We start from the raw sequence: 26,461 nt of genomic DNA on the forward strand, positions 1-26,461 counted from the left end.
GGTAGGCGGGTCGGAGCGGGGCGGGGCGCGCGGCCCGCGGGGCTTCTGCTAGCGCAGCCGCAGGGCCTTCATGACCTTCAGGCTCGTGCTCATGAACGCCGCGTACTTCTCGTCGTCCAGGCCGAAGGAGGGGGCGAGCGGCATCAGCCGCTGCTGGGCGACGGTCTGCGCCTCGGTGTACTTGAGGATGCCCTCGGAGCCGTGCCTGCGGCCGAGGCCCGAGTCCTTCATGCCGCCCATCGGGGACTGCACGCTGCCGTAGGCGGGCGCGTAGCCCTCGTTGACGTTGACCGTGCCGGTGCGCAGACGGGCGGCGAGCTTGCGGCCGCGACGGCCGTCCTTCGTCCAGACCGAGGAGTTGAGGCCGTACGGCGTGGCGTTGGCCAGCTCGACCGCCTCGTTCTCGTCCGTGAAGCGGTAGATGGAGACGACCGGGCCGAACGTCTCCTCGCCGCAGACCGCCATCGGCGCCTCGACGCCGTCCAGGATGGTCGGCTCGTAGAAGTAGGGGCCGATGTCCGGGCGCGCGACGCCGCCCGCGACGAGCGTGGCTCCCTTCGCGACGGCCTCCTCGACGTGCCGGGTGACGGTGTCGAGTTGGCGCTCGCCGACCAGCGAGCCCATGTCGGCGCCGTAGGCGAGGGAGGTGCCGAGCCGCATCGCCTTCGTGCGCTCGGCGAAGCGCGCCACGAACCGGTCGGCTATGGACTCGTGGACGTACAGCCGCTCGATGGAGATGCAGAGCTGTCCCGCCGAGGAGAAGCAGGCGCGCACCGCGCCCGCCGCCGCCTTGTCCACGTCGGCGTCGTCGAGGACCAGCATGGCGTTCTTGCCGCCGAGTTCGAGCGAGACGCCGACCAGCCGGGCGGCGGCGCCCTGCGCGACCTCGCGGCCGGTGCGCGTGGAGCCGGTGAACGAGACGTAGTCGGCGTGACGGACGATCTCGGGGCCGACGACCGGGCCGTCGCCGAGCACGACCTGGAAGGCCTCGGCGGGCAGCCCCGCCTCGATGATCAGGTCACGGGCCCACAGGGCGGTCAGGCACGTCTCCGTGTCGGGCTTCATCACGAGCGCGTTGCCCGCGACCAGGGCGGGGAGCGCGTCGCCGATGGAGAGCTCCAGCGGGTAGTTCCACGGGGCTATCTGGCCGACCACGCCGCGCGGCTGGCGGTTCTCGGTCACCTTGGTGAGGGCCGGGACGACGCCGGTGTGCCGCCTGGAGGCCAGATACGAGGGGGCCTTGCGGCCGTAGTGCCGGGCGGCGACCGCGACCGCCTGGATCTCCTCGTGGGCGTGCAGGCGCGCCTTGCCGGTCTCCAGCTGGATCAGGTCGAGGACCTCGGCCTGGCGCTGGAGCAGCAGGTCGTGAAAGCGGAGCAGGACGGCGGCGCGCTGCCTGACCGGGGTGCGCGACCAGGAGATCTGCGCGGTGCGGGCGCGCTGGAACGCGGTGGCCACGTCCTCGGGTGCGGACTCGGGCAGGTCGGCCAGCTTCTCGCCGGTGAGCGGCGTGTGGTTGGCCGTCCGGCCCGAGCCGATGACATCACGCGTGAGCTGGGCGATCAGCTCGGGTGTGACCACGTCGGCGGCGGTGCGCGCACCGTCCGGAGCCGGGGCGGTCGGGTTCGTGCCGAGGGGCGCTGCGGTGGCCTGCGAGTCCGTCATGCTCGTGAGGGTAGGCCCGCGTCAGAGTTTTGGGTACCCATCGGTAACGGGCTTCACGGCTCACTCACACGACGCCAGTGATTGCTGGCGACAAAGGCGCTGATCAGGGCGTTACCGCTGAGCCGCACGGCTGTCCCGAGCCGTTCACAGTTTGTCGAGCTCCAGATCGGCGATGGCGGTCCGGGCCACCTCACGGCCCCGTTCGGTGAAGTCGCCCTTGCCGGGATAGCCGATCACGAGCCGGTACAGGTCGCCGGACGTGGTCTTGTAGTACAGGGCCCTGAGTTCGCGCGGACGCGGGTTCTGGCTGTCGGTGGTGGAGTAGACGACGGTGTTCTCCGCCGCCTTGCGGCCCTGGTACGTGGTCTCCTCGCCGTCGCCCTTGGGCGCCGGATCGGATGCCATGCCGAGTCCGTAGTCGCCGGACTCCTTGAAGCCGGCGTTCTCGGCCCACATATGGGCGTTGGCGGTCTCCGCGATCTCACCGCTGTCGTCCTCGGACTTCTTCAGCAGGGAGAGGTTGATCCAGACGCTGCCGCTCGGGTCGGTGAACTGGACCCAGTGCTCCTTGGGGGTCTCGTTGTCGTCCTCGGACTTCTGGTAGCCCTCCGGCACCGCCACGGTCGCCGCGAGCTCCTTCGACGCGCGCTTCTCCCAGCCCGCCGGGTCCGAGCCGCCGAAGGGGTTCAGCGCCACGAGGACGCCCGCCGTCACGGCCGCGACGACCACACCGGCGACGGCCGCGAGCGCCTTGCGGCCGAGGAAGATCCCCTTGCCCCGCCCCTGGTCGGCGCCGCCCGCGACCGTGACGTGCCGGGTCGGCGGCGGCTGGGGAGGACGGGCCGCCGCCTTGAGGAGCGCGCGCACCTGCGCGGCCTGCGGGCGGTCGGCGGGGTCCTTGGCCAGCAGGCGGCTGATCGCCTCGGCGAGCGGGCCCGAGGCGGACGCGGGCGCGGCGGGCGTCGCGTTGAGGACGGACTGGAGCGTGGCGGGGGTGTTGCTGCGGCGGAAGGGCGAGACGCCCTCGGTCGCCGCGTACAGGACGACGCCGAGCGACCAGAGGTCGGACGCGGGTCCCGGGCGCTGGCCGAGGACCCGCTCCGGGGCGATGAACTCGGGCGAACCCACGAAGCCGCCGGTGTCCGTCAGGCTGGTCTCGCCCTCGATCCGGGCGATGCCGAAGTCGGTGAGTACGACGCGGTCGTGGGTGCCGAGCAGCACGTTGTCCGGCTTGACGTCGCGGTGCAGGATGCCCGCCCGGTGCGCGGCGTCCAGGGCGTTCAGGACCTCGATGCCGATGCGCGCGGCGTCCCTCGCGCCGAGCGTGCCCTCCTGGAGCGCGGCGCCGAGCGAGCGGCCGTGCACCAGCTCCATGACGATCCAGGGGCGGCCGTCCTCGACCGCCACGTCATGGACGTTGACCACGGCCGGGTGGTCCAGGCGGGCGGCGGCGCGCGCCTCGCGGCGCATCCGCTCGAAGGCGTTGGCGCGCTCGCGCTCGGGCAGGTTCTCGGGGAGGCGCGGCTCCTTCACCGCGACCTCGCGGTCCACCGTCTCGTCCTTGGCACGCCACACCGTGCCCATGCCGCCGTGCCCCAGCTTGGCGATGAGCCGGTAGCGGCCCGCGACGAGGCGTCCGGCGCCGGGGTCGGGAGCGTCGGGACCGGAGTCGGGGCCGGAGCCGGGAGCGGGAGCGGAGCCGGGGTCGGCCGCGGTCGGCTGATTCGGCACGACCTGGGTGGGCTGGGGGTGCGCCTGCTGCGGCTGCTGCTGCTGTGACTGTGGATGCGGCTGCTGCGGCTGAGGCTGGGGCTGCGCGTAGGGGTTGCCGGGCTGAGCGGCCGGTGCGCCCGGCCGCCGCGGCGGCTGGAGGCCGAAACTGGTGGGGTCGTACGGCCCCTGGGAGGTTCCCCCGTCGTTACTCATGCACACATCACTACCGCGCACGGCACCTCGGTTTCCAGCCAGGCCGCCCACTTGTGACCGGGGTGATGCACGGGCCCGGGTGGTGGTGCACGGGGCCCAGGAGGCCGTGGCCTCAGCGGCGGCGTACGAACGTGTCGACCGCGGTGTCGAAGTACTTCCGCGCCTGTTCCGACTCCTCGGCGGGCCCCGAGACCCATACGTCGTACGTCTTGCCGCCCTCCTGCCAGCAGAGGTCGTACATCTGCCGCTCGCCGCCCGCCCTGCCCGCGTCGTCCCAGATGAACTCCCAGAGCGCGGCGGGGCGGCCGTTGCGGGTGGTCTCGGTGACCTCGCCGTTGCGGTAGCCGGGGTTGGTGCGCGGCCCGTCCTCGGCGGCGCGGCGCTGGGCGGCGAGCGGACCGCCCGGCGCCGGGCCGGACCTCTTGATGCCGACCCGGTAGGTGCCGCTGGGCGAGACGTAGAAGATCCGGATGCCGTCCGTCCGGCGCGCGAAGCCGCTCGGCACCGCGATCGCGAAACCCGCGGGGTCCTTGACGAGGCGGTAGCCCGCGGGTGCCTGGGGGGTCGAGGGTCCCGGCGACGGCGTCTCCTCGGTGACGGTCACCGTGGGGCTCGGGCTGCGGGTGGTGGTCGACGGCGACGACGTATTGGCCGGTTTTCCGTCGTCGCCGTCGCGGCCGAGCAGGAGCGCGGTGGCCGAGACCGCGCCCCCGGTCACCGCCGCGACCAGCGCCGCGGTGATCAGCACGGCCCGTCTCTGGCGCCCGCGCGGACCCAGGGCGCGGCCCCGCCGCGGCGGCGGCGGGACCCGGCGTCCGGCCGCCCGGCCGCGCCGCCCCGTTCCGCCGCGCACCGCCCGCCGCCGCCCGCTCTCGGGCAGCGCGGACATGCGCCCCGTGTCGACGTACTCCTGGAGCAGCCGCCCGGCGGCCGCCGCGTCCAGGCGGCGTTTCGGGTCGCGCTCAAGGAGTCCGGTGACGACCGGGAGCAGCGGTGCCGCGCGGGACGACGGCCGGATGTCCTCGTATATGACGGCGTGCAGGACCCCGCCGATCGAGTCCCTGCGGAAGGGTGACTCACCGGCCAGCGCGGTCACGAGCAGCGCGCCGAGCGACCAGAGGTCGGAGGCGGGCCCGGTCCGCTCCCCCGCGATGCGCTCGGGCGCGGTGTACTCCGGCGAGCCCACGAACGAGCCCACTTCCGTGAGCGTCGTCGCCCCGCTGACCTGCGCGATCCCGAAGTCGGTGAGGACGACGCGGCCACCGGCCCGCTCCACGAGCACATTGGCGGGCTTCAGGTCGCGGTGCAGGATGCCCGCCTCGTGGGCGGTGCTCAGGGCGCCGAGCAGGTCGATGCCCATCCGCGCGACGGCGGGCGCGTCGAGCGGTCCGGTCCGGCCGATCTGCCGGGCGAGGGAGCCGCCCTCGATCAGTTCCATCACGATGTAGGGCTGTTCGCCGTGCTCGACGACGTCATGGACGACGACGATGTGCGGGTGTCTCAACTGGGCGACGGCACGGGCCTCGCGCAGCGTGCGCTCGCGCTGCTGGGCGGCCTCGGTGTCGGAGAGCGTCTCGTCCCTGTCCAGTTCCTTGACGGCGACCTGGCGGCCGAGGAGCAGGTCCGTGGCGCGCCACACGGTGCCCATGCCGCCCCGGCCGAGCCGCGCGTCGAGACGGTAACGCCCCGCTATGACCCGGGCGTTGCCGCCGCCTCCCAGGGCGTCGGCGCCCTCTCCACCGGCTCTGCCCGCCCCGGCGCCAGCCGCACCGGCGTGGTCTCCCAGGCTCCCCATGCGGCCATCATGCCCCACACGTGTACGAACGAAATGGGTCCCGCCGCCGTGCCGCCGCCGGACGGCTGGTTCCGGCCGTCGCCACCGGCCGCCCCACTGGTGCGCCGGGGCCCCAGGGCCCGGGTCAGCTCTCCCGCCAGCCCCTGAGCATCGCGTCGAACTGCTGCCGGGTCTTGGCCCAGCCCTCGGCGGGCGCCGAGAGGTAGATGGCGTACTCGACGCCGTCCCGGCTCACATAGGTCTGCTCGATGGCCCGCCGGGGCCCCTTGGTGGTGTCGTTCGACCCCGCCGTCCAGCTGAAGTCCCAGAGCGCGCCCTTCTGGTCACGGAACATGTTGGAGTCCAGGTGCAGCCGCCGGTAGTCCTTGAACTTCACCAGGCCCTTCTCCAGGCTCAGCTGGTGCGCGTACGGGGACTCGAACTGCGGGTTCTTGTCGACCCCGATCCGCAGGAAGCGCCGTCCGTCGTCCGGCGTGTAGTCGACCTGGCTGCCGTTCGCCTGGCGCTGCCAGCCCTTGGGCAGCATCAGGCTGAAGCCGTTGGGGTCGTGCACCCGCACCCAGTCGTCCGGGATGCCGCTCACGGACTCCCCGGTCTCCTCACCCGCGCTCTGCGACGACCCGCCGCCCTCGCCGGTGAGGTGCAGGAAGCCGAGGACCCCGCCGCCGCCGAGCAGGGCGGCCGCCACGACGAGGGCGGCGACGGCGAGACCGCGTCGGCGCCGCTTGGCCGGGGGCGACGGCGCGGGCCCCTGTACGAGGCCGCCGTAGCCGTCACGACCGTCATGGCCGCCGTGGCCGTCATGGCCGCCGTGGCCGCCCGCGATCCCCTGGACCGCCGTGGCGGAACCCGGACCGTGCGGGGCCCGCGTGCCGTACGGGGTGGTCTGGCCGTACGGCGTGGGCTGATGCTGCCGGGCGGGGTGCGCCTGGGTCGGCACGTACGCCTGCGCCGGACCCGGCCGCCGCCCCTCCGCGGCCTCGGCCAGCATCGCCTCGGCCTCCTCGGCGCTCGGCCTGGCCGCCGGGTCCTTGCGCAGGAGCGCCTCGATGATGGGCGCGAGGAGACCCGCGTGCGCGGGCGGCGGGGGCTCCTCGGTGACCACGGCCTGCATGGTGCCGAGCGGCGATGTGCGCCGGAACGGCGAGTTCCCCTCGACCGCCGTGTACAGCGTGGCCCCGAGCGCCCACAGGTCGGACGCGGGCCCGGGGTTGGCGCCGCTGACCCGCTCGGGCGCGAGGTAGTCGACCGATCCGACGACCTCCCCGGTACGGGTGATCGTGGAGTCGCCCTCGATCGCGGCGATGCCGAAGTCGGTGAGCAGGATGCGGCGGTCGGAGGCGAGCAGGACGTTGCCCGGCTTGACGTCGCGGTGCAGCACCCCGGCGGCGTGCGCGGCGCGCAGCGCCTTCAGGGTCCACAGGCCGATGCGGGCGGCCTCGACGGGCTCGACGCGGCCCTCGTCCTTGACGGCGTCCGCCAGCGAACGGCCCTCGACCAGCTCCATCACGATCCACGGGCGGTCGTCGTGGTGGAGGACGTCGTGGACGGTGACGACGGCCGGGTGGTTGATCCGGGCGGCGGCACGCGCCTCCGTCTGGGTGCGCGCGAAGAGGACCGCGCGGTCGGCCTCCTGCACGAACTGCGCGGCCGTCAGCTCCTTGACGGCGACGGTCCGGTGCAGCACCTCGTCCTGCGCGCGCCACACCCGTCCCATGCCACCGCGGCCGATGGACTCACCGAGTCGGTAACGGCCCGCGAGGAGCAGGCCCTGGCTCTGATTCACGTTCCCCCGCAATGGTCTTGACAGGGCCAGGTTAAGGAGGAGGAGGCGTACAGGGAACCACAGGGGGGTTACGGAGACCTCAATGTGACGCTTGCCGGTCATGTCCTGGCGGGGCGGACGGGGCACGTGAGGCGTGGTGCGGACGGGTTCTGAGGGGCAGTCGGCGACGGTCGCGAGGGGCAGTAGGAGTCGGTCGCGAGGGGCAGTCGGCGACGGTCGCGAGGGTCAGTCCGAGACAGCCGCGCGGGTCAGTCGGCGACCTCGTAGGTGGCGGACGCCTGTTCGTAGAGCCGCGTCACCTCGTCCCGCTCGGCCTCGGGCCCCCGCACCTGCACCACGTGGTACTTGCCGCCGACGACCATCGCGAGATTGCGTACGTAGATCTCGCGGCCCGCGTCGTCCTGCCAGGTGAACTGCCCCTCCGCCATGGCACGGCCGCCGACGTCGATGCGCCGCATGCCGCTGGAGGTGGCCCAGGAGGAGTCACGGAACGGCTGGAGCTCACGCTCGTGCTCGCGCTGGTACTTCATGGGGTCGCGGCCGTAGCCGTCGGTGGTGTCGCGGCCGGGCACCACGAGGAGTTCGAAATCGCCGTGGGTGTAACGGACCTGGCCGCGGCCGTTCTTGGCCTGCCGGTCCCAGCCGCTCGCGACGGCGACCCGGAACCCCTCGGTGTCCTTGCGCAGCGTGAAGCCCCGCGCCAGTTCGGGCCCGTTGGTCTGCGGCTTGTTCGAACCGGGGTCCTGCCCGGAAGTACCTTCGTCCCTGCCCTTGTCCTTGCCCTTGCCGGTGTCCTTCTCGGGCTCCTCCTGGTGGCTCGGGGCCGGGCTGTGCGGCGCCGAACTGGCATCGCTCGCGGCCCCCGCCCGGTCGCCCGAACCGCCCTCGTCGTTCTTGGGCATGAAGAACATGGCGTACGCGATCGCCGCCACGAGCCCGATGAGGATGGCGAGCAGCAGCAGCCGCCCCAGCGAACGGGGGCGGGCCGGTCCGCGCTCCCGCTTCGGCGGCGCCGGGGCCGCTTCGCGCGCGGGCGGTGCCTCGCGCAGCCGCTGGGGCTCCCGGTCGGCCCGCACCCGCGGGGTCTCGCGCCGCTGCCGGGGCTCGCGCGGCGGCTTGGCGGACCGCACGACCTTGCCCCTGCCGCGCTTGTGCCGTCCGTGCCCGCCGGTGGTGGCGGGTGCGGTCGCGCGGCGCTTGCGCACGACCTCGCCACGGCGGCGTACGACGGGCAGCCGTCCGGCGTCGTACGGCGGCACCGGTACGACGTCCGCGCCCGCCTCCGGCTCCGGGGCGGACCGCACGAGGGAGCGGAGCCAGCCGCTGACCTCCTCGAAGTCAAGGCGCTCGGTGGGGTCCTGACGCAGCAGCGACTCCACCACGGGCCGCAGCGGCCCGCACTCCTCGGCGAAGGCCGGCGGCTCCGCGCACACCATCTGGACCAGCTCGGCCGTGCTGTCCTCGGGGTAGGGCGCGTGGCCCTGGACGGCGCGGAAGAGGAGGGCGCCCAGGGCCCACAGGTCGGTCGCGGGGCCGATCGGCGCGGCGAGCCGCCAGTTCTCGTGCACGGGGCCCGCCTGCTCCGGCGCCCAGCGCTCGGTCACGGCGCCGACAACGACCATGCGCGCGTGCCGGGCCCGCTCGGCCGCCAGCGCGGTCTCGGGGCCACGCCGCGCCTCACCGGCGTCCCCCCACTCCCCGGAAACTCCGGAGGCTCCGGCGGTGGCGGCGGGAGCCTTTGGGGAGTGGGGCCGGGTCTCGCGGTGGTCCGTGGCCGCACCGCGCTGCCGGGCCACGCGCGGGCCGGCGCCGTCGCCGGGCGCCCGGCTGCCGGGCACGCTCTCGCGCCCGCTGTGCGTGGCGAAGGGGCTGCTGCCGCCGCGCACACTCCCCGGCGCGTACGGGCCACGCCCCTCGCTGGGGCCAGTGGAGCCGCTGGAGCCGCTGGGGCTGGTGGAGCCGCTGGAGCCGCCGGGGCCGCTGAAGCTGGTCGGGTTCTGCGGGGCGAACGGGCTGTCGCCCTCCCTCGGCCCCCGGGGCGCGTACGGACCGCCGCGCACGGCCTCGTCACGGCCCTCGGAGGGGCGCTGCCGGGCGGCGGGGGCGSCGCCCTCGCGGGCCGACGGGGGCGTCGTGCCCCGGGGGACCGCGCCGTGCCACGGCTTCGTGTCGGCCACTCCGTACGGGTCCGCGATCCGTCCGGGCGGGCCCTGCTCCTTCTCCGGCTCGGCGGTCCCGGCCGCCGGGCCGGTGGTGCCGAAGGCGGTGCCGCCGCTCCGTGGCTGCGGCACCGCGGGCCCGTCGTGCTCCTCGTCGTCGACGCGCGCCGCGGGCGCACGCGCGTCGCCCCACGCCGCCCCCGCGGTGTCCGCCGCCTCGACGGCCCGCCGCACCGCGGCCTCCGCGAGCCCCTCCTCCGGAGCCGGGTCGAGCGCCTCGTCCCCCGACCCGTACTCGGTGCCGTCGTCGAGGTCCGGCTCGAAGGCACCTCCATAGGCGCCTTCGTAAGCCCCCTCGTAGGCCCCTTCGTAAGCCCCTTCGTAGGCGGACACATGGCCGATCGAGCCCGCCGAGCCCGCCGCCTCCCCGGCCTCCACCGGCCGCGGGTCATACCCGCACAGCGCCTCCTCGGCCGCCCCCGCCGCCAGGCCCGTCAGCATCACGCGGCCGTCGTCGCAGATCAGGACGGTGCGGGCGGTGATGTTCCGGTGCACCCAGCCGTGCGCGTGCAGCACGCGCAGCGCCGCGAGGACGTCCGCCGCGACCTCCGCCGCGCGGTACGGGCTCAGCGGCCGGTCCGCCAGGAGCGCCGCGAGCGGCCTGGCCGCCACCAGTTCGCTCACTATCCACAGTGAGCCCCCCTCGGCGAACACGTCGAAGACCTGGTCGAGCCGCGGATGGTCGGGTATCTGCGCGGCCGTCTGCGCCGCCTCCATGGCGCGCCGCACGGCCGGGTCCGTGGGCCTGCGCGTCGTCCGCGCCGAGGCCCGCCGCAATCCGGCACCGGCTCCCGCGCGCGGCACGAAGCCCTCGGGCAGATCGTGCGGATCGTCGTCGCCGTCGAGCACCTCCGCCTCGACGACCTCCGGCAACGGGACCTGCCTGACCAGGACTTCCTGGCCGCTGTACGTGTCGAAGGCACGTGACTCGGCCAGTTCGTACTCATCCGTGGGAGGTAACGGCAGGCGGTAGCGGTCGGCGAGCACCCGACCCGCGTAGTCGTCCACGATGCCTTCCCCGTCCGCCCGGTGGTCAATTCCGTTCGCTGTGCGGCTCATTGCGGATGCGCAGGGTCCGCGAGCCTTCACGATACGTGCCCTACCCGCACCGCAATGAGGCGATTCGAGATCTCGGCGCCCAAATCTCAGGCCCGGGCTTTGGTCCGGCCCAACCTGCCGGACCCGGCGTCCCGGGACCCGCGGGACTCAGGACTTCGGCTGGAATGTGCGCGTGAAGGTCTCCCACGCGGAACGCCGCTGGTCGCTTCCCCAGTCGTCGGCCTTGGCCGTGTACATCATTCCGTAGCCCAGGCCGCCGTTGACGACGAAGCCCCGGTCCACCGAGCGGTACTTGGTCCCGCCGTCCACGTAGGTGAACTCCCAGTCAGCGGTGTTCCAGCCGCGGAAGTCGACCTTCTCTATGCGGATCCGGTCGTACTGCGACCGGACCATGTAGTTCTCCTGGCTCTTCCAGTCGGCCACCGGGTTGTCCTTGGGCGTGTTCGTCCATCCGATGAGCAGCTTCTGCCCGTCGGGACCGGTGAACCGCGCACCCGCGCGGGCCGTGGTCTGGAACTTCCACCCCTTGGGCAGCCCGATCTTGAAGCCCTGGTCGTGCTTGTACGTCGACGCCGCTCCGTTGGCCGGCTTCTTGCCGTCGTCCTTGCCCGGGTCGTGGCCCTGGCCCTCGTCGGCGTCGTCGTCCTTGCCCGGGTCCTTGCTCTTCTCCTCGCCCTGGCCCTGGCTCTTGTCGTCGCCGGAACCGGTGCTTTGGCCGTCCTTGTCGTCCTTGCCGTCCTTGTTGTCGCCGTCACCGGCCGCCGGACCGCTGGACGCGGCCTTGTCGCCGCCCTTGTTGTCCTCGCCGGAACCGCCGTCGTCGCCGGAGAGCGCGAAGGCGAGCACCGTGCCGAGCACCGCGAGCACGGCCACCACGGTCACTATGACCAGCGTCCGCCGCGGCACCACGTCGGTGAGCGACGCCTTGGGCGGCACCCTCGGCGGTGCGCCCGGCGGCGGCGGAACGGCGGCAGCCCCGGGCGCGCTCCTGGCACCCGCACCGGCCGCTCCACCGCCCGTACCGCCCACCGCGCCGGACGGCGAACCGGCCGTCGTCGTCTTAGCGCGGACCGAACGGAACGCGTCCTTCAGCCGGTCGGCGGCCTCCTCGGCCCTGCCCCCGACACCGGTCGCCGCGCCCGCGGCGACGGCACCGGCCTTCTTCGCGGGCCTGGCCTGGCCGCTCAGCTTCGACGGCTTGGGCTGCTTGGTCAGCTTGTGGGGGACCGGCGGCAGCGGCACCACCTTGGTCGCCTCGACCGGCTCCGGCTCCGCCTTGGGCTCCGGGGCGTGGATGACGTCGCGCAGGAGCGCCCGGGCCCCCGCGTCGTCGAGGCGCTGCTCGGGGTCCTTGACGAGGAGGCCGTAGATCACCTTCTCCAAGGGGCCCGCGTTCGTGGGCTGTTCCACGTCCTCGGTCATCACCGCCGTGAGGGTCGCGATGGCGGAACCCTTGTCGTACGGCGGGACGCCCTCCACCGCCGCGTACAGCAGGCCGCCGAGTGACCAGAGGTCGGCGGCCGGTCCCGGCTTGTGGCCGCGGGCGCGCTCGGGCGAGATGTACGAGGGAGCGCCGACGAGCATGCCCGTGGACGTGATCGACGGGTCGCCCTCGACCTGCGCGATGCCGAAGTCCGTGAGGACCACCCGGCCGTCCTCGGCGATCAGTACGTTCGACGGCTTCACGTCGCGGTGCAGGATGCCCTCGCGGTGCGCGGAGCGCAGCACGTCGAGCACGGCGAGGCCGACCTCGGCCGCCCGCCTCGGCGTGAGCAGCCCGTCCTCGCGGATCACCTCGGCGAGGGACTTGCCCTCCACCAGCTCCATCACGATCCACGGCCGGTCGTCCTCGTCGACCACGTCATAGACCGTCACGGCGCTGGTGTTGCGGATGCGGGCGATCGCCTTCGCCTCGCGCAACGTACGCGTGATGAGCCGCCGCTTCTCCTCCTCGTCGATGCTCGAGGGGAACCGCAGCTCCTTCACCGCGACCGTACGGCCCAGCGTCTCGTCCTTGGCGCGCCACACCGTGCCCATGCCGCCGCGGCCGAGCACCTCTCCCAGCCGGTACCGGCCGGCGAGGAGACGTTCGCTCTTGTCCCGACGGGCCTCACCCGTCTGCTCCGCGTCCGACATGCGTCCCCTCTGCTGCTCCCGCTGCTACCCGCGCAACCCGCCCTGACAGAGCCTTCATTGTCCCCTACTCGGGGACCACTCAGCGCCCAGGGTCCACCGTCCCGCATGATGGACCGCACACAGGCGGGGACCGGCGTGCCGACACCACGCCCCGCACGGGTGATCCGCCCCGCGGCGGGCCCGATTCGCCTGTCCGCCGGCCGCCCGCGAACCGCGGCGCCGGTCATGGACGCCACTCTTCCGCTGCTCATCGGCCGAGGCAAGGCCCGGCAGGAGCCGCGGCGCCCGCGGGCGCCGACGACAGCCGACGCCTCGTCATATTCCCGGCCAACACGGACAAGCGGGCGGAGTCAGCCGAGCGGCACGATGTCCGGCGCCCCCAGCCTCGCCGCGTCCGCCGTCAGATCGTCGGGCTGGCGCTGCGACTCCCGCTCCGCCTCCACCCGCTTCTCATAGTGCTGGACCTCCCGCTCGATCTGGTCCTTGTCCCAGCCGAGGACCGGCGCCATCAGCTCGGCGCACTCCCGGGCGCTGCGCGTTCCCCGGTCGAACGTCTCGATGGAGATGCGTGTCCGGCGGGTCAGCACGTCGTCCAGGTGCCGCGCGCCCTCGTGCGAGGCGGCATAGACGACCTCGGCGCGCAGATAGTCGTCGGCCGCCTGGAGCGGCGCGCCGAGGGCGGGGTCGGCGGTGATCAGTTCGAGGACTTCCTCGGCAAGGGCTCCGTACCGGTTCAACAGGTGCTCCACGCGCACCACATGAAGCCCCGTCCGGGCGGCGATGCGCGCCCGCGCGTTCCACAGCGCACGGTATCCCTCCGCGCCCACCAGCGGGATGTCCTCCGTGACGCAGTCGGCGACGCGCTGGTCGAGGCCGTGCACCGCCTCGTCGACGGCGTCCTTGGCCATGACGCGGTACGTCGTGTACTTGCCGCCCGCGACGACCACGAGGCCGGGTGCGGGGTGGGCGACCGTGTGCTCCCTGGAGAGCTTGCTGGTGGCGTCCGACTCCCCGGCGAGCAGGGGCCTCAGGCCTGCGTACACCCCCTGTACGTCGTCTCGGGAGAGGGGCCTCGCGAGCACCGAGTTCACATGCTCGAGGAGATAGTCGATGTCGGCGCTCGACGCGGCCGGGTGCGCCTTGTCGAGGTCCCAGTCGGTGTCGGTCGTGCCCACGATCCAGTGCCTGCCCCACGGGATGACGAAGAGGACGCTCTTCTCGGTCCGCAGGATCAGGCCCGTCGTGGAATTGATCCGGTCCTTCGGTACGACCAGATGGATGCCCTTGGAGGCCCTGACGTGGAACTGGCCCCGCTCGCCGACCATCGCCTGGGTGTCGTCGGTCCACACGCCGGTGGCGTTCACCACCTGCTTGGCGCGGATCTCGTACTCCCCGCCGCCCTCGACGTCCTGCACCCGGGCGCCGACCACGCGCTCGCCCTCGCGCAGGAAGCCGGTGACCTTGGCGCGGTTGGCCGCCTTCGCGCCATACGCCGACGCGGTGCGCACCAGGGTGGCCACATAGCGGGCGTCGTCCATCTGCGCGTCGTAATACTGCATCGCGCCGACCAGGGCGTCCTTCTTCAGGCACGGGGCGACGCGCAGGGCGTGGCGGCGCGTCAGGTGGCGGTGCACCGGCAGCCCTCTGCCGTGGCCGCGTGACATCGACATGGCGTCATAGAGCGCGACGCCCGATCCCGCGTACAGCCGCTCCCAGCCCTTGTGCCGCAAGGGGTACAGAAAGGGCACCGGCTTCACCAGGTGCGGGGCGAGCCGCTCCAGGAGCAGGCCGCGCTCCTTCAGGGCCTCGCGCACCAGGGCGAAGTCGAGCATCTCCAGATAGCGCAGTCCGCCGTGGATCAGCTTGCTCGACCGGCTCGACGTGCCCGACGCCCAGTCCCTGGCCTCGACCAGGCCGGTGGACAGGCCACGGGTCACGGCGTCCAGGGCCGTCCCGGCACCGACCACGCCCGCGCCGACGACCAGGATGTCCAGCTCCCGGTCGGCCATCCCCGCAAGTGCCTCGGCGCGCTCCGACGGCCCGAGTGTCGCTGTCCTCACCGCTGCCTCCCGCTTGGATCGGGTGTGGTCGGACTCACATCATGCCCAGATTTCCGTCGCGTCCGCTGATCTCGTCCGCCGCCTGTGGACAACACTCCGGAGTTCGGCGCGGTGCAATACCGCAAAACGGTCATATTTACTCCTAGTCTGACATTGCACTCGCCCCTTGTGTCCACAGGGCTTGCGCGCTCGTACCGCTCCGGCTATTGGGAGGACGGCCCACCGCCATGCCCGCAGATCTCGCCGTCATCGGACTCGGCCACCTCGGCCTGCCCCTCGCCCGGACCGCCGTCGCACGCGGTATCGCGACCATCGGCTACGACCCCGCCCGCGCCACGGACCTGGCGGGCGGCCGCCTGCCCAGTGACGGCGCCGAGGGGACCCACACCGCCGCCGACGTCCGCCGGATGCTCTCCAAGGGCTTCCGGCCGACCACCGACCCCGCCCAGCTCGGCCGCGTCCGCACCGCCGTCATCTGCGCCCCCACTCCGCCCGCCGCCGACCGTTCGCTCGACCTGAGCCAGGTGGCCGAGGCCGCAAGGGCGCTGGCCGCGCGGCTGCGCCCGCACACCACGGTGATCCTGGAGTCCCCCGCGTACCCGGGGACCACCGAGGAATTCGTCCGGCCGATCCTCGAATCCGGCTCGGGGCTGCGGGCGGGGCGCGACTTCCACCTGGCGTACTCCCCCGGCCGCCTGGACCCCGGCAACCGCGACCACGGCTACGCGGGGACCCCGAAGGTCATCGGCGGCCTCACCCCGGCCTGCACCGAATCGGCCGCCGCGTTCTACGGACGCCTCACCGACAAGGTCGTACGCGCGCGTGGCCCGCGGGAGGCCGAGACCGTGCACCTCCTGGAGACCAACTACCGGCACGTGAACATGGCCCTGGTCAACGAGATGGCGGTGCTCTGCCACGACATGGGCATCGACCTGTGGGACGTCATCCGCTGCGCCGAGACCAAGCCCTTCGGCTTCCAGGCCTTCCGCCCCGGACCCGGCGTCGGCGGCCACGGCGTCCCCATGGACATGCCGGGACCGGCCCGCGGCGCCCGCCCCCTGCGCATGGTCGAACTGGCCCAGCAGGTGAACGACCGCATGCCCCAGTACGTCATCCAGCGCTCGGCGACCCTGCTCAACGAGCACGGCAAGTCCGCCCGCGGCGCCCGCGTGCTCCTGCTCGGCGTCACCTACAAGCCCGACCTCGCCGACCAGCAGGGCGCCCCCGCCCAGGAGGTCGCGACCCGCCTCATGGAGCTGGGCGCGGCCGTCAGCTACCACGACCCCTACGTGCCGAGCTGGAACGTCCTCGGCCACCCCGTCCCGCGCGCGGACTCGCTCTACGAGGCGGCGGCCGACGCCGACCTCACGATCCTGCTCCAGCACCACCGCACGTACGACCTCCAGGGCCTCGCCGTGAAGGCCCAGCTCCTCCTGGACACCAGGGGCGCGACCCCGGCGGGCGCCGCCCACCGCCTCTAGGCACACACACGCGCGCGTGCCCCGCTCCCCGCACGGCGAAGGGCCCGGACGCATCGGCGTCCGGGCCCTTTCGTGACGTCATACGTCCAGCGCGGGCGTCACCGCTTGTGCTGCGAGTCCGCGACCGTCACCTCGACGCGCTGGAACTCCTTGAGCTCGCTGTAGCCCGTGGTCGCCATCGCGCGGCGCAGCGCACCGAAGAAGTTCATCGAGCCGTCCGGGATGTGCGACGGGCCGGTGAGGATCTCCTCGGTCGTGCCGACCGTGCCGAGGTCCACCTTCTTGCCGCGCGGCACGTCCTCGTGGACGGCCTCCATGCCCCAGTGGTGGCCCTTGCCGGGCGCGTCCGTGGCGCGGGCCAGCGGGGAGCCCATCATCACGGAGTCGGCGCCGCACGCGATGGCCTTGGGCAGGTCGCCGGACCAGCCCACGCCGCCGTCGGCGATGACGTGCACGTACCGGCCGCCGGACTCGTCCATGTAGTCACGGCGGGCGGCCGCGACATCGGCGACCGCGGTGGCCATCGGCACCTGGATGCCGAGGACGTTGCGCGTGGTGTGCGCGGCGCCGCCGCCGAAGCCGACCAGGACACCCGCGGCGCCCGTGCGCATCAGGTGCAGGGCGGCGGTGTAGGTGGCGCAGCCGCCGACGATGACCGGGACGTCGAGCTCGTAGATGAACTGCTTCAGGTTCAGCGGCTCGGCGGCTCCGGAGACGTGCTCGGCGGAGACGGTGGTGCCGCGGATGACGAAGATGTCGACACCGGCGTCCACGACGGCCTTGGAGAACTCGGCGGTGCGCTGCGGGGAGAGCGCGGCGGCGGTGACCACACCGGAGTCGCGCACCTCCTTGATGCGCTGCCCGATCAGGTCGGCCTTGATGGGGGCCGCGTAGATCTCCTGGAGGCGGCGGGTCGCGGTCTCCGCGTCGAGCCCGGCGATCTCGTCGAGCAGCGGCTGCGGGTCCTCGTACCGCGTCCAGAGGCCCTCCAGGTTGAGGACGCCGAGGCCGCCCAGCTCACCGATGCGGATGGCGGTCTGCGGGGAGACCACCGAGTCCATGGGGGCCGCCAGGAAGGGCAGCTCGAAGCGGTAGGCGTCGATCTGCCACGCGATCGAGACCTCCTTCGGGTCGCGGGTGCGCCGGCTCGGTACGACGGCGATGTCGTCGAAGGCGTACGCGCGGCGGCCGCGCTTGCCGCGCCCGATCTCGATCTCAGTCACGTTGTGGGGCCTTTCCCTCTTGGTCTGCCTGTCCAGTATCCCCGACACACGCGTGAGGGGCGGTCCCGGTGCCCCGGGGCCGCCCCTCACGCACGCACGGGCTACTTGCGGCTGTAGTTCGGTGCCTCGACCGTCATCTGGATGTCGTGCGGGTGGCTCTCCTTGAGACCCGCGGAGGTGATGCGGACGAAGCGGCCGTTGGCCTGGAGCGCGGGGACGTTCTGTCCGCCCACGTAGAACATCGACTGGCGCAGGCCGCCGACGAGCTGGTGGACGACCGCGGAGAGCGGGCCGCGGTAGGGCACCTGGCCCTCGATGCCCTCGGGGACCAGCTTCTCGTCGGAGGCGACGCCCTCCTGGAAGTAGCGGTCCTTGGAGAAGGACTTGCGGTCGCCGCGGGTCTGCATGGCGCCGAGCGAACCCATGCCGCGGTAGGACTTGAACTGCTTGCCGTTGATGAACATCAGCTCGCCCGGGGACTCCTCGCAGCCGGCGAGCAGCGAGCCCAGCATGACGGTGTCCGCACCGGCGACGAGCGCCTTGGCGATGTCTCCGGAGTACTGCAGGCCGCCGTCGCCGATGACGGGGACGCCTGCCTCCTTGGCGGCGAGCGAGGCTTCGTAGATCGCCGTGACCTGCGGCACGCCGATACCGGCGACCACGCGCGTGGTGCAGATCGAGCCGGGGCCCACGCCGACCTTGATGCCGTCGACACCGGCGTCGATGAGCGCCTTGGCGCCGTCACGGGTGGCGATGTTGCCGCCGACGACATCGACGCCGGGGGCGTCGGACTTGATCTTGGCGACCATGTCGCCGACCAGGCGGGAGTGGCCGTGCGCGGTGTCGACGACGATGAAGTCCACACCGGCGGCGACCAGGGCCTGGGCGCGCTCGAAGGCGTCGCCCGCGACACCGACCGCGGCGCCGACGAGGAGGCGGCCCTCGCCGTCCTTCGCCGCGTTCGGGTACTTCTCGGCCTTGACGAAGTCCTTGACCGTGATGAGGCCCTTGAGGATGCCCGCGTCGTCGACCAGCGGCAGCTTCTCGATCTTGTGGCGGCGCAGCAGCTCCATGGCGTCCACGCCGGAGATGCCGACCTTGCCGGTGACCAGCGGCATCGGCGTCATGACCTCGCGGACCTGACGGCTGCGGTCGTTCTCGAAGGCCATGTCGCGGTTGGTGACGATGCCGAGCAGCTTGCCCGCCGCGTCGGTCACCGGGACACCGCTGATGCGGAACTTCGCGCAGATCGCGTCGGCCTCGCCGAGCGTCGCGTCCGGGTGCACCGTGATCGGGTCGGTGACCATGCCGGACTCGGAGCGCTTCACCAGGTCGACCTGGTTGGCCTGGTCGGCGATGGAGAGGTTGCGGTGCAGCACGCCGACGCCGCCCTGACGCGCCATCGCGATCGCCATGCGGGACTCGGTGACCTTGTCCATGGCCGCCGAGAGCAGCGGAACGTTCACCCGGACGTTCTTGGAGACGTACGAAGAGGTGTCGATCTGGTCGGGCGCCATGTCCGACGCGCCCGGCAGCAGCAGCACGTCGTCGTAGGTCAGCCCGAGTGTCGCGAATTTCTCGGGCACCCCAGTCGAAGAACCGCCGTTTGCAGTCATGACACCTTCCCCAAATGGCCTTGATCGGTGCGGATGTCCATGCTAACGGCCGTGGAGGGTGTCTCATTCCACGAGCAAGATCATCAGACAGCTTTGTACGTTCGTACGGCCGGAGAGGTGTGCGAGGTCACTGCTCGGCGAGCGCCCGCAGACGGCTCAGCGCGCGGTGCTGGGCGACCCGCACCGCACCCGGCGACATCCCCAGCATCTGACCGGTCTCCTCGGCGGTGAGTCCGACGGCGATCCTGAGCAGCAGCAGCTCGCGCTGGTTCTCCGGGAGGTTGGCGAGGAGCTTCTTCGCCCACTCCGCGTCACTGCTGAGCAGCGCGCGCTCCTCCGGTCCGAGCGAGTCGTCGGGCCGCTCGGGCATCTCGTCCGAGGGCACGGCGGTGGACCCGGGATGGCGCATCGCCGCACGCTGGAGGTCGGCCACCTTGTGCGCCGCGATGGCGAAGACGAACGCCTCGAAGGGGCGCCCGGTGTCCTTGTACCGCGGCAGGGCGAGCAGCACCGCCACGCAGACCTCCTGCGCCAGGTCCTCCACGAAGTGCCGCGCGTCACCCGGCAGCCGGGACAGCCGGGTGCGGCAGTAGCGCAGCGCGAGGGGGTGGACGTGGGCGAGGAGGTCGTGCGTGGCCTGCTCGTCGCCCTCGACAGCGCGAAGGACGAGGGCACCGATCACCGTCGTCTTGTCATCGCGCATCGGTCCATGGTGCCTTGACGGCGTCTGATCCGTGGCACCGCGTCCGTAGTTGTGCACTGAAGCGTTATGAGCAGGTGCGCCGGAACTCATCTCCTGCGCCCTCCCCTCCCGCTCGATCGACTCGTCCCCGAGGAACTCCACCCCTCAAGGATGCGGCATCCGGCGCGAAGCGACGGCAACCGTGCCCGCGGCAACCGCCGACGGGCACTCGTCACCCCGCCCACCACGCGGCGGGCGGGGAGCGCCGTGCCCCCGCGGCGGCACATGTCAGCGGACCAGACCCCAGCGGAATCCCAGCGCCACCGCGTGCGCCCGGTCGGAGGCGCCGAGCTTCTTGAAGAGGCGCCTGGCGTGCGTCTTCACGGTGTCCTCGGAGAGGAAGAGCTCGCGCCCGATCTCCGCGTTCGACCGGCCGTGGCTCATGCCCTCGAGGACCTGGATCTCCCGCGCGGTGAGCGTGGGCGCGGCGCCCATCTCCGCCGAGCGCAGTCTGCGCGGCGCGAGCCGCCAGGTCGGGTCGGCGAGCGCCTGCGTGACGGTCGCGCGCAGTTCGGCGCGCGAGGCGTCCTTGTGCAGATAGCCGCGGGCACCGGCCGCGACCGCGAGCGCGACCCCGTCCAGATCCTCGGCCACGGTGAGCATGATGATGCGTGCACCGGGGTCGGCGGAGAGCAGCCGCCGGACGGTCTCGACGCCCCCGAGGCCGGGCATGCGCACGTCCATCAGAATCAGGTCCGAGCGGTCGGCGCCCCAGCGGCGGAGGACTTCCTCGCCGTTGGCCGCTGTCGTCACACGCTCGACGCCGGGCACGGTCGCGACCGCGCGGCGGAGCGCCTCTCGGGCAAGCGGGGAGTCGTCGCACACGAGGACGGATGTCATGACTGTCCTCCGCGGCTCTCACAGCTGCTGCGCGTCACCTTGAGCCTCCAGGCTGGTACTTATTCGTCACCTGTGCGGTTGACGCTCTCGGACACCTGCCCGAGCGCTTCTTCTTTCAACCGCCTCGCACTCTCAACGACGGTCACCCGAAAGAGTTACGGGGCAGTCAGCCATCTTCGGCACTCTACGTGAGGGCGCGGATACAGCGGAGAGGGCGCGGCAGACCCTCAAGCTTTCATCACAAGCGCTGCCCCATTTAGAGCCTTTTCTTCCCTTTTTTCGGTGTCTGGGGCTAGATTCCTAATGAGTCATATTTTCATCTCCTTAGATAGTAGATGTACGGTCGAGGGCACCGTATCCGCGTCAGAACGGCTTCAAGGGGACCAGCAATGGCAGATTTCTCCCGCCTTCCCGGACCGAACGCAGATCTCTGGGACTGGCAGCTCCTCGCGGCGTGCCGCGGGGTCGACAGCTCGCTCTTCTTCCACCCGGAGGGCGAGCGGGGAGCGGCGCGCAGCGCCCGTGAGAACTCCGCCAAGGAGGTCTGCATGCGGTGCCCGGTGCGCGCCGAGTGCGCCGCGCACGCGCTGGCGGTACGCGAGCCGTACGGCGTGTGGGGCGGCCTGACCGAGGACGAGCGCGAGGAACTCATGGGCCGCGCGAGAAACCGGCTCGTCACGACGGCACCCGCCACGACGCCCGCTTCGGCGTCCGCGGCCTCACCTCACTGAAGGAACGTTTCTCCAGACGGGGTCGGTCAGCGGGCGGCGGCGCGCGCGAGGTGGTCGAGAGTGGCGGCGACGGCCGGCACCTGCGCCAGGTCCGGCAGCGTGAGCGCGACGATCTCCCGTCGCACCGGCGGCTCCACCGTCACCGTGCGTACTCCCCTCGGGCGCACGGACTCGATCGCGAGCTCGGGCAGGACCGCGACCCCGAGACCCGCGCCGACCAGGCCGACCACCGCCGGATAGTCATCGGTGGCGAAGTCGATCCGGGGCACGAAGCCCGCACCCTCACAGACGTCCACGAGCTGCCTGCGGCAGCGCGGGCACCCCGCGATCCACGGCTCGTCGGCGAACTCGCCGATGGTCACCGCGTCCGCGTCGGCGAGCGGATGACGCTCGGGCACGAGGCCGACGAGCCGGTCCGCGAGCAGCGGGCGCACGACGAGGTCGTCCCAGTCCTCGGCGGCGGGCACGGCGGCACCCTTGTCCTCCGGCGCCTCGCGCCGCCCCTCGTAACGGAAGGCGAGAGCCACGTCGCAGTCCCCCTCGCGCAGCATCTCCACCGAGCGCGGCGGCTCCGCCTCCACCAGGGAGACACGGGTGCCGGGGTGCTCCGCGCGCAGCGCCGCGAGGGCGCCGGGCACCAGCGTCGAGCTGCCGCTGGGGAACGAGACGAGCCGGACACGCCCCGCGCGCAGGCCCGCGATGGCGGCGACCTCCTCCTCGGCGGCGGTGAGCCCGGCGAGGATGCCCGTGGCATGCCTCACCAGGGCCTCGCCCGCCTGCGTCAGCCGCATCTCGCGGCCGGTACGGATCAGCAGCGGCGTGCCGGCCGAGGATTCGAGGGCCTTCATCTGCTGGCTGACGGCGGGCTGGGTGCAGCCGAGCTCGCGGGCGGCGGCCGAGAAGGAACCGGTGGTGGCCACGGCGCGCAGCACACGGAGATGACGGGCCTCGATCATTCTTCGAGCATAAGTGATGCTTGGAACCAGGGCGAAATATTGCGCCGCCACTTTGAGCCGGGTCGCCTAGCCTTCTGTCATGCAGCTTCTCTCCGTGAACCTCGGACGCCGCACCGCCGCCGCGTACACCGACGCGCCGTCCGGCCACACCGGCATCGACAAGCAGCCCGTGCTCGACCCGGTGCGGGTGACCGCGCCGGGCCCCAAGGGCGTCGGCGGCAGCGGCCTCGCGGGCGACGAGATCGGCGACCTGCGCCACCACGGCGGGGACGACCAGGCGGTGTATGCCTATGCCCGCGAGGATCTCGACGCCTGGGAGCGCGAGCTGGGCCGGCCGCTCGCCAACGGCGTCTTCGGCGAGAACCTCACGACGACCGGCATCGACGTGCACGGCGCGCTCATAGGCGAGCGCTGGCGCATCGGCGGCGGCCCGCTGCTCGAAGTGACGAGCGGGCGCATCCCGTGCCGGACGTTCCAGGGGCACGTGGGCGAGAAGGGCTGGGTGAAGCGGTTCACCCAGCACGGCGTCACGGGCGCCTATCTGCGGGTGCTCGAACCAGGGGTGATCCGGGCGGGTGACCCGGTCGAGGTGGTGCACAGGCCGGAGCACGGGATCACCGCCGCGCTCCAGTTCCGCGCCGTCACCACGGAGAAGGAACTGCTTCCGCGCCTGCTCGCGGCGGGCGGGGCGCTGCACCCCGAGGCCGCAGAGCGGGCGCGCGCCCATGTGGCCCGGCAGGGCGCCGCGGCCTCCTGACCCCGGCGGCGGCCCGGACGCGCGACGCACCTGTCACCGGATCTCACTAGCCTTGGGCCATGACTACGGCTCTGATCACGGGATCGACCGCCGGCATCGGCGCCGCCTTCGCGCGCCGCCTCGCCGGTGACGGGCACAACCTCGTCCTCGTCGCGCGCGACACCAAGCGGCTGCGGGAGCAGGCGACCGAGCTGCACGACCGGCACGGCATCGAGGCGGAGGTGCTCACCGCCGACCTCGCGACGGACGGGGGCATCGAGGCCGTCGAGAAACGGCTCGCCCGCCGCAGGGACCCGGTGGACCTGCTGGTCAACAACGCCGGGTTCGGCAACAAGGGCCGCTATCTGGAGGTGTCCGTCGCCGACGAGCTGACCATGCTCAAGGTGCACTGCGAGGCGGTGCTCCGGCTGACGTCGGCGGCCGCGGAGCCGATGCGCGAGCGCGGCCGGGGCGGAGTGGTGAACGTCGCATCGGTGGCGGCGTTCCTGCCGCGCGGGACGTACGGGGCCTCGAAGGCGTGGGTGGTCCAGTTCACCCAGGGGGCGGCGAAGGACCTCGCGGGTTCGGGGGTGCGGATGATGGCGCTGTGCCCCGGGTTCGTCCGTACGGAGTTCCATGAGCGGGCCGGGATGGGCACGTCGAACATTCCCGGGTGGATGTGGCTGGACGCGGACAAGGTCGTGGCGGCGGGCCTTGCCGATCTGGCGCGGGGGCGGACGCTCTCCATTCCCGACCCCCGGTACAAGGCCCTCATGGGCGTGGCGAAGCTGACGCCTCGGCCGTTGCTCAGTGGGGTGACGTCCCGTACGGGGCGCAAGTACGGGCCGCAGTGACTTCCGTCCTCGCGCCGTTCCCCGCGCTCCCGAAGGAGCGCTGGCCGAGGCCCCGTCAGGGGCGCGGGGAACTGCGCGAGGCGCCACGGACGGCCCGCACCCGAAGAAGGAACCGGAAAAGGGCTGAGGCCCGGCCTCCCCGCAGGGGGAAGCCGGGCCTCAGTCACCGTTCGAGCCGAGCGCAGCGGGTCAGTGGGAGTGACCGTGCCCGTGGCCGTGACCGGCCTCGGCCTCTTCCTCGGCCGGCTTCTCGACGACCAGGGTCTCGGTCGTCAGGAGCAGCGACGCGATGGACGCGGCGTTCTCCAGGGCGGAGCGGGTGACCTTGACCGGGTCGATGACGCCGGCCTTGACCAGGTCGCCGTACTCGCCGGTCGCGGCGTTGAAGCCGAAGCCCTTCTCCAGCTCGGCGACCTTGGAGGTGATGACGTAACCCTCCAGGCCGGCGTTCTCGGCGATCCAGCGCAGCGGCTCGACGGCGGCGCGGCGGACGACGGCGACACCGGTGGCCTCGTCACCGTCCTTGCCGAGCGAGTCGCCGAGCACCTTGGCGGCGTGCACCAGGGCGGAGCCACCACCGGAGACGATGCCCTCCTCGACCGCGGCGCGGGTCGCGGAGATGGCGTCCTCCAGACGGTGCTTCTTCTCCTTCAGCTCCACCTCGGTGGCGGCGCCGACCTTGATGACGCAGACGCCGCCGGCGAGCTTCGCGAGGCGCTCCTGGAGCTTCTCGCGGTCCCAGTCGGAGTCCGTGGCGTCGATCTCGGCCTTGATCTGGGCGACGCGGCCCTCGACGTCGGCCTTGTTGCCGCCGCCGTCGACGATCGTGGTGTCGTCCTTGGTGACCGTGACGCGGCGGGCGGTGCCGAGCACGTCCAGGCCGACCTGGTCGAGCTTGAGGCCGACCTCTTCGGCGATGACGGTGGCACCGGTGAGGGTGGCCATGTCGCCGAGCATCGCCTTGCGGCGGTCGCCGAAGCCGGGGGCCTTCACCGCGACGGCGTTGAAGGTGCCGCGGATCTTGTTCACGACCAGAGTCGAGAGGGCCTCGCCCTCGACGTCCTCGGCGATGATCAGGAGCGGCTTCGAGGAGTTGGCCTGGATGACCTTCTCGAGCAGCGGCAGGAGGTCCTGGATGGAGGAGATCTTGCCCTGGTGGATCAGGATGTACGGGTCGTCGAGGACGGCCTCCATACGCTCCTGGTCGGACACCATGTACGGGGAGAGGTAGCCCTTGTCGAAGGCCATGCCCTCGGTGAAGTCCAGCTCCAGGCCGAAGGTGTTGGACTCCTCGACGGTGATGACACCGTCCTTGCCGACCTTGTCCATCGCCTCGGCGATGAGCTCGCCGACCTGCGGGTCCTGGGCCGAGAGACCGGCGACGGCCGCGATGTCGGCCTTGTCGTCGATCGGACGGGCGGTGGCGAGGAGCTCCTCGGAGACGGCCGCGACGGCGGCGTCGATGCCCTTCTTCAGGGCGGCCGGGGAGGCACCGGCGGCGACGTTGCGCAGGCCTTCCTTGACCAGGGCCTGGGCGAGCACGGTGGCGGTGGTGGTGCCGTCACCCGCGATGTCGTTGGTCTTGGTCGCCACCTCCTTCACGAGCTGGGCGCCGAGGTTCTCGTACGGGTCCTCGACCTCGACCTCACGGGCGATGGTGACGCCGTCGTTGGTGATGGTCGGGGCGCCGAACTTCTTGTCGATGACGACGTTGCGGCCACGGGGGCCGATCGTCACCTTGACCGTGTCGGCAAGCTTGTTGACGCCGCGCTCAAGGGCGCGACGGGCGTCCTCGTCGAACTTCAGGATCTTCGCCATGGGAGCGGTTCAGCCCTCTCGAAACTCAGGTGAACGAACCGCGCCCCTCGCCGCCCGGCAATCAGCGGGGTGACCAGGGGCGCAGCTCAAAGCAGAAAGTTGCTTCAGGGTGAATTACTTCTCGACGATCGCGAGCACGTCGCGAGCCGAGAGGACGAGGTACTCCTCGCCGTTGTACTTCACCTCGGTGCCGCCGTACTTGCTGTACAGCACGATGTCGCCGGTCTTCACGTCAAGCGGCAGGCGCTCGCCGTTCTCGAACCGGCCCGGGCCCACGGCCAGGACGACGCCCTCCTGGGGCTTCTCCTTGGCGGTGTCCGGAATGACCAGGCCAGAGGCGGTGGTCTGCTCGGCGTCGAGCGGCTGGACCACAATGCGGTCCTCAAGCGGCTTGATGGCAACCTTGGAGCTGGCGGTCGTCACGATCCGGTCTCCCCCTTCGGAGATCTCACGGGGTCAAGTCTGAAATGTGGCGACCAGGTGGATCCGTCGTCGCGGGTGCCGGACCTGCCCGTCGCTATTGGCACTCTCCAACGGGGAGTGCCAGAAGCGAGACTAGGACGACGATTAGCACTCGGTCAAGCGGAGTGCCAATCGGCGGCGCCGGGCTTTCATGGTTTCCCTCTGCTGACCGGCGTCTGCCCGCTCGGCACGGGGGTGCCTGGGCAACGGTTCCCGAGGCGCCGGGGTTCCTTCGGCGAGGTCCCCGCGTCGCTGGACCGCCGCTTTCCCCGTGACCCCGCCACCACGGCCGCACCCGTCCGTTCCGCCGTCCCACAACCGGACCGGGCCGGTTCACCCGTACCCCTCGGCTCACC

Annotated in this window: 18 protein-coding genes; 4 read left to right on the plus strand and 14 right to left on the minus strand. The window is 72.2% G+C overall.

Annotated features, from left to right (window positions below):
• Nucleotides 1-48: 48 nt before the first annotated feature.
• The 7 genes from AB8Z36_RS03380 to AB8Z36_RS03410 all read right to left on the minus strand — a co-directional run bounded on the left by AB8Z36_RS03380 (nucleotide 49) and on the right by AB8Z36_RS03410 (nucleotide 14,646).
• Entirely contained in the window at nucleotides 49-1,665 is a 1,617-nt protein-coding gene (locus AB8Z36_RS03380) for a succinic semialdehyde dehydrogenase (protein WP_369211661.1), read from the minus strand.
• A gap of 144 nt (nucleotides 1,666-1,809) precedes the next feature.
• Nucleotides 1,810-3,591 carry a serine/threonine-protein kinase gene (locus AB8Z36_RS03385; RefSeq protein WP_369211662.1) on the minus strand — a complete coding sequence of 594 codons (1,782 nt, stop codon included), beginning with the start codon at nucleotides 3,589-3,591 and terminating at the stop codon, nucleotides 1,810-1,812.
• 112 nt (nucleotides 3,592-3,703) lie between these two features.
• Complete coding sequence (locus tag AB8Z36_RS03390) at nucleotides 3,704-5,386, minus strand: serine/threonine-protein kinase (RefSeq protein ID WP_369211663.1); 1,683 nt, start codon at nucleotides 5,384-5,386, stop codon at nucleotides 3,704-3,706.
• A 124-nt stretch (nucleotides 5,387-5,510) separates the two neighbouring features.
• Nucleotides 5,511-7,172: a serine/threonine-protein kinase gene (locus AB8Z36_RS03395; protein ID WP_369211664.1), complete on the minus strand. Its 1,662-nt coding sequence runs from the start codon at nucleotides 7,170-7,172 to the stop codon at nucleotides 5,511-5,513.
• 248 nt (nucleotides 7,173-7,420) lie between these two features.
• A complete protein-coding gene (locus AB8Z36_RS03400; RefSeq protein WP_369211665.1) occupies nucleotides 7,421-10,450 on the minus strand; it encodes a protein kinase in 3,030 nt (1,009 codons plus the stop codon).
• 147 nt (nucleotides 10,451-10,597) lie between these two features.
• Entirely contained in the window at nucleotides 10,598-12,586 is a 1,989-nt protein-coding gene (locus AB8Z36_RS03405) for a serine/threonine-protein kinase (protein ID WP_369211666.1), read from the minus strand.
• 350 nt (nucleotides 12,587-12,936) lie between these two features.
• Nucleotides 12,937-14,646, minus strand: coding sequence for a glycerol-3-phosphate dehydrogenase/oxidase (locus AB8Z36_RS03410; RefSeq protein ID WP_369211667.1), 1,710 nt, complete (start codon nucleotides 14,644-14,646; stop codon nucleotides 12,937-12,939).
• 227 nt (nucleotides 14,647-14,873) lie between these two features.
• Here AB8Z36_RS03410 and AB8Z36_RS03415 point away from each other — a divergent pair, with 227 nt between their 5' ends.
• On the plus strand, nucleotides 14,874-16,127 hold the full coding sequence (locus tag AB8Z36_RS03415; protein WP_369211668.1) for a nucleotide sugar dehydrogenase: 1,254 nt from the start codon (nucleotides 14,874-14,876) through the stop codon (nucleotides 16,125-16,127).
• A gap of 98 nt (nucleotides 16,128-16,225) precedes the next feature.
• Here the strand turns inward: AB8Z36_RS03415 and AB8Z36_RS03420 are convergent, their stop codons facing one another.
• From AB8Z36_RS03420 to AB8Z36_RS03435, 4 genes are all read right to left on the minus strand, one after another.
• Nucleotides 16,226-17,350, minus strand: a complete 1,125-nt coding sequence (locus tag AB8Z36_RS03420) for a GuaB3 family IMP dehydrogenase-related protein (protein ID WP_369211669.1) — start codon at nucleotides 17,348-17,350, stop codon at nucleotides 16,226-16,228.
• A gap of 101 nt (nucleotides 17,351-17,451) precedes the next feature.
• On the minus strand, nucleotides 17,452-18,966 hold the full coding sequence (gene guaB / locus AB8Z36_RS03425) for an IMP dehydrogenase (RefSeq protein WP_369211670.1): 1,515 nt from the start codon (nucleotides 18,964-18,966) through the stop codon (nucleotides 17,452-17,454).
• Nucleotides 18,967-19,093: 127 nt separating this feature from the next.
• Complete coding sequence (locus AB8Z36_RS03430) at nucleotides 19,094-19,669, minus strand: sigma-70 family RNA polymerase sigma factor (RefSeq protein WP_127909693.1); 576 nt, start codon at nucleotides 19,667-19,669, stop codon at nucleotides 19,094-19,096.
• 267 nt (nucleotides 19,670-19,936) lie between these two features.
• Complete coding sequence (locus tag AB8Z36_RS03435; protein ID WP_003948568.1) at nucleotides 19,937-20,548, minus strand: response regulator transcription factor; 612 nt, start codon at nucleotides 20,546-20,548, stop codon at nucleotides 19,937-19,939.
• Between the two features lie 389 nt (nucleotides 20,549-20,937).
• On the opposite strand from AB8Z36_RS03435, the gene AB8Z36_RS03440 reads away from it, so the two are divergent.
• Entirely contained in the window at nucleotides 20,938-21,279 is a 342-nt protein-coding gene (locus tag AB8Z36_RS03440; protein ID WP_369211671.1) for a WhiB family transcriptional regulator, read from the plus strand.
• Nucleotides 21,280-21,305: 26 nt separating this feature from the next.
• Here the strand turns inward: AB8Z36_RS03440 and AB8Z36_RS03445 are convergent, their stop codons facing one another.
• The gene (locus AB8Z36_RS03445) at nucleotides 21,306-22,235 is read right to left on the minus strand and encodes a LysR family transcriptional regulator (protein WP_369211672.1); all 930 of its coding nucleotides are present in this window, start codon (nucleotides 22,233-22,235) and stop codon (nucleotides 21,306-21,308) included.
• 79 nt (nucleotides 22,236-22,314) lie between these two features.
• Here AB8Z36_RS03445 and AB8Z36_RS03450 point away from each other — a divergent pair, with 79 nt between their 5' ends.
• Together AB8Z36_RS03450 and AB8Z36_RS03455 are read left to right on the plus strand one after the other, a co-directional pair.
• Entirely contained in the window at nucleotides 22,315-22,992 is a 678-nt protein-coding gene (locus AB8Z36_RS03450; RefSeq protein ID WP_369211673.1) for an MOSC domain-containing protein, read from the plus strand.
• A 59-nt stretch (nucleotides 22,993-23,051) separates the two neighbouring features.
• Nucleotides 23,052-23,825: an SDR family NAD(P)-dependent oxidoreductase gene (locus tag AB8Z36_RS03455; RefSeq protein ID WP_369211674.1), complete on the plus strand. Its 774-nt coding sequence runs from the start codon at nucleotides 23,052-23,054 to the stop codon at nucleotides 23,823-23,825.
• Between the two features lie 189 nt (nucleotides 23,826-24,014).
• Here the strand turns inward: AB8Z36_RS03455 and groL are convergent, their stop codons facing one another.
• Together groL and groES are read right to left on the minus strand one after the other, a co-directional pair.
• Nucleotides 24,015-25,643 carry a chaperonin GroEL gene (groL, locus tag AB8Z36_RS03460; RefSeq protein WP_369211675.1) on the minus strand — a complete coding sequence of 543 codons (1,629 nt, stop codon included), beginning with the start codon at nucleotides 25,641-25,643 and terminating at the stop codon, nucleotides 24,015-24,017.
• A gap of 114 nt (nucleotides 25,644-25,757) precedes the next feature.
• Nucleotides 25,758-26,066 carry a co-chaperone GroES gene (gene groES, locus AB8Z36_RS03465; RefSeq protein WP_016434667.1) on the minus strand — a complete coding sequence of 103 codons (309 nt, stop codon included), beginning with the start codon at nucleotides 26,064-26,066 and terminating at the stop codon, nucleotides 25,758-25,760.
• Nucleotides 26,067-26,461 lie beyond the last annotated feature (395 nt).

This window comes from Streptomyces flavofungini, from assembly GCF_041028215.1.
GTDB classification, from domain to species: domain Bacteria; phylum Actinomycetota; class Actinomycetes; order Streptomycetales; family Streptomycetaceae; genus Streptomyces; species Streptomyces flavofungini_B.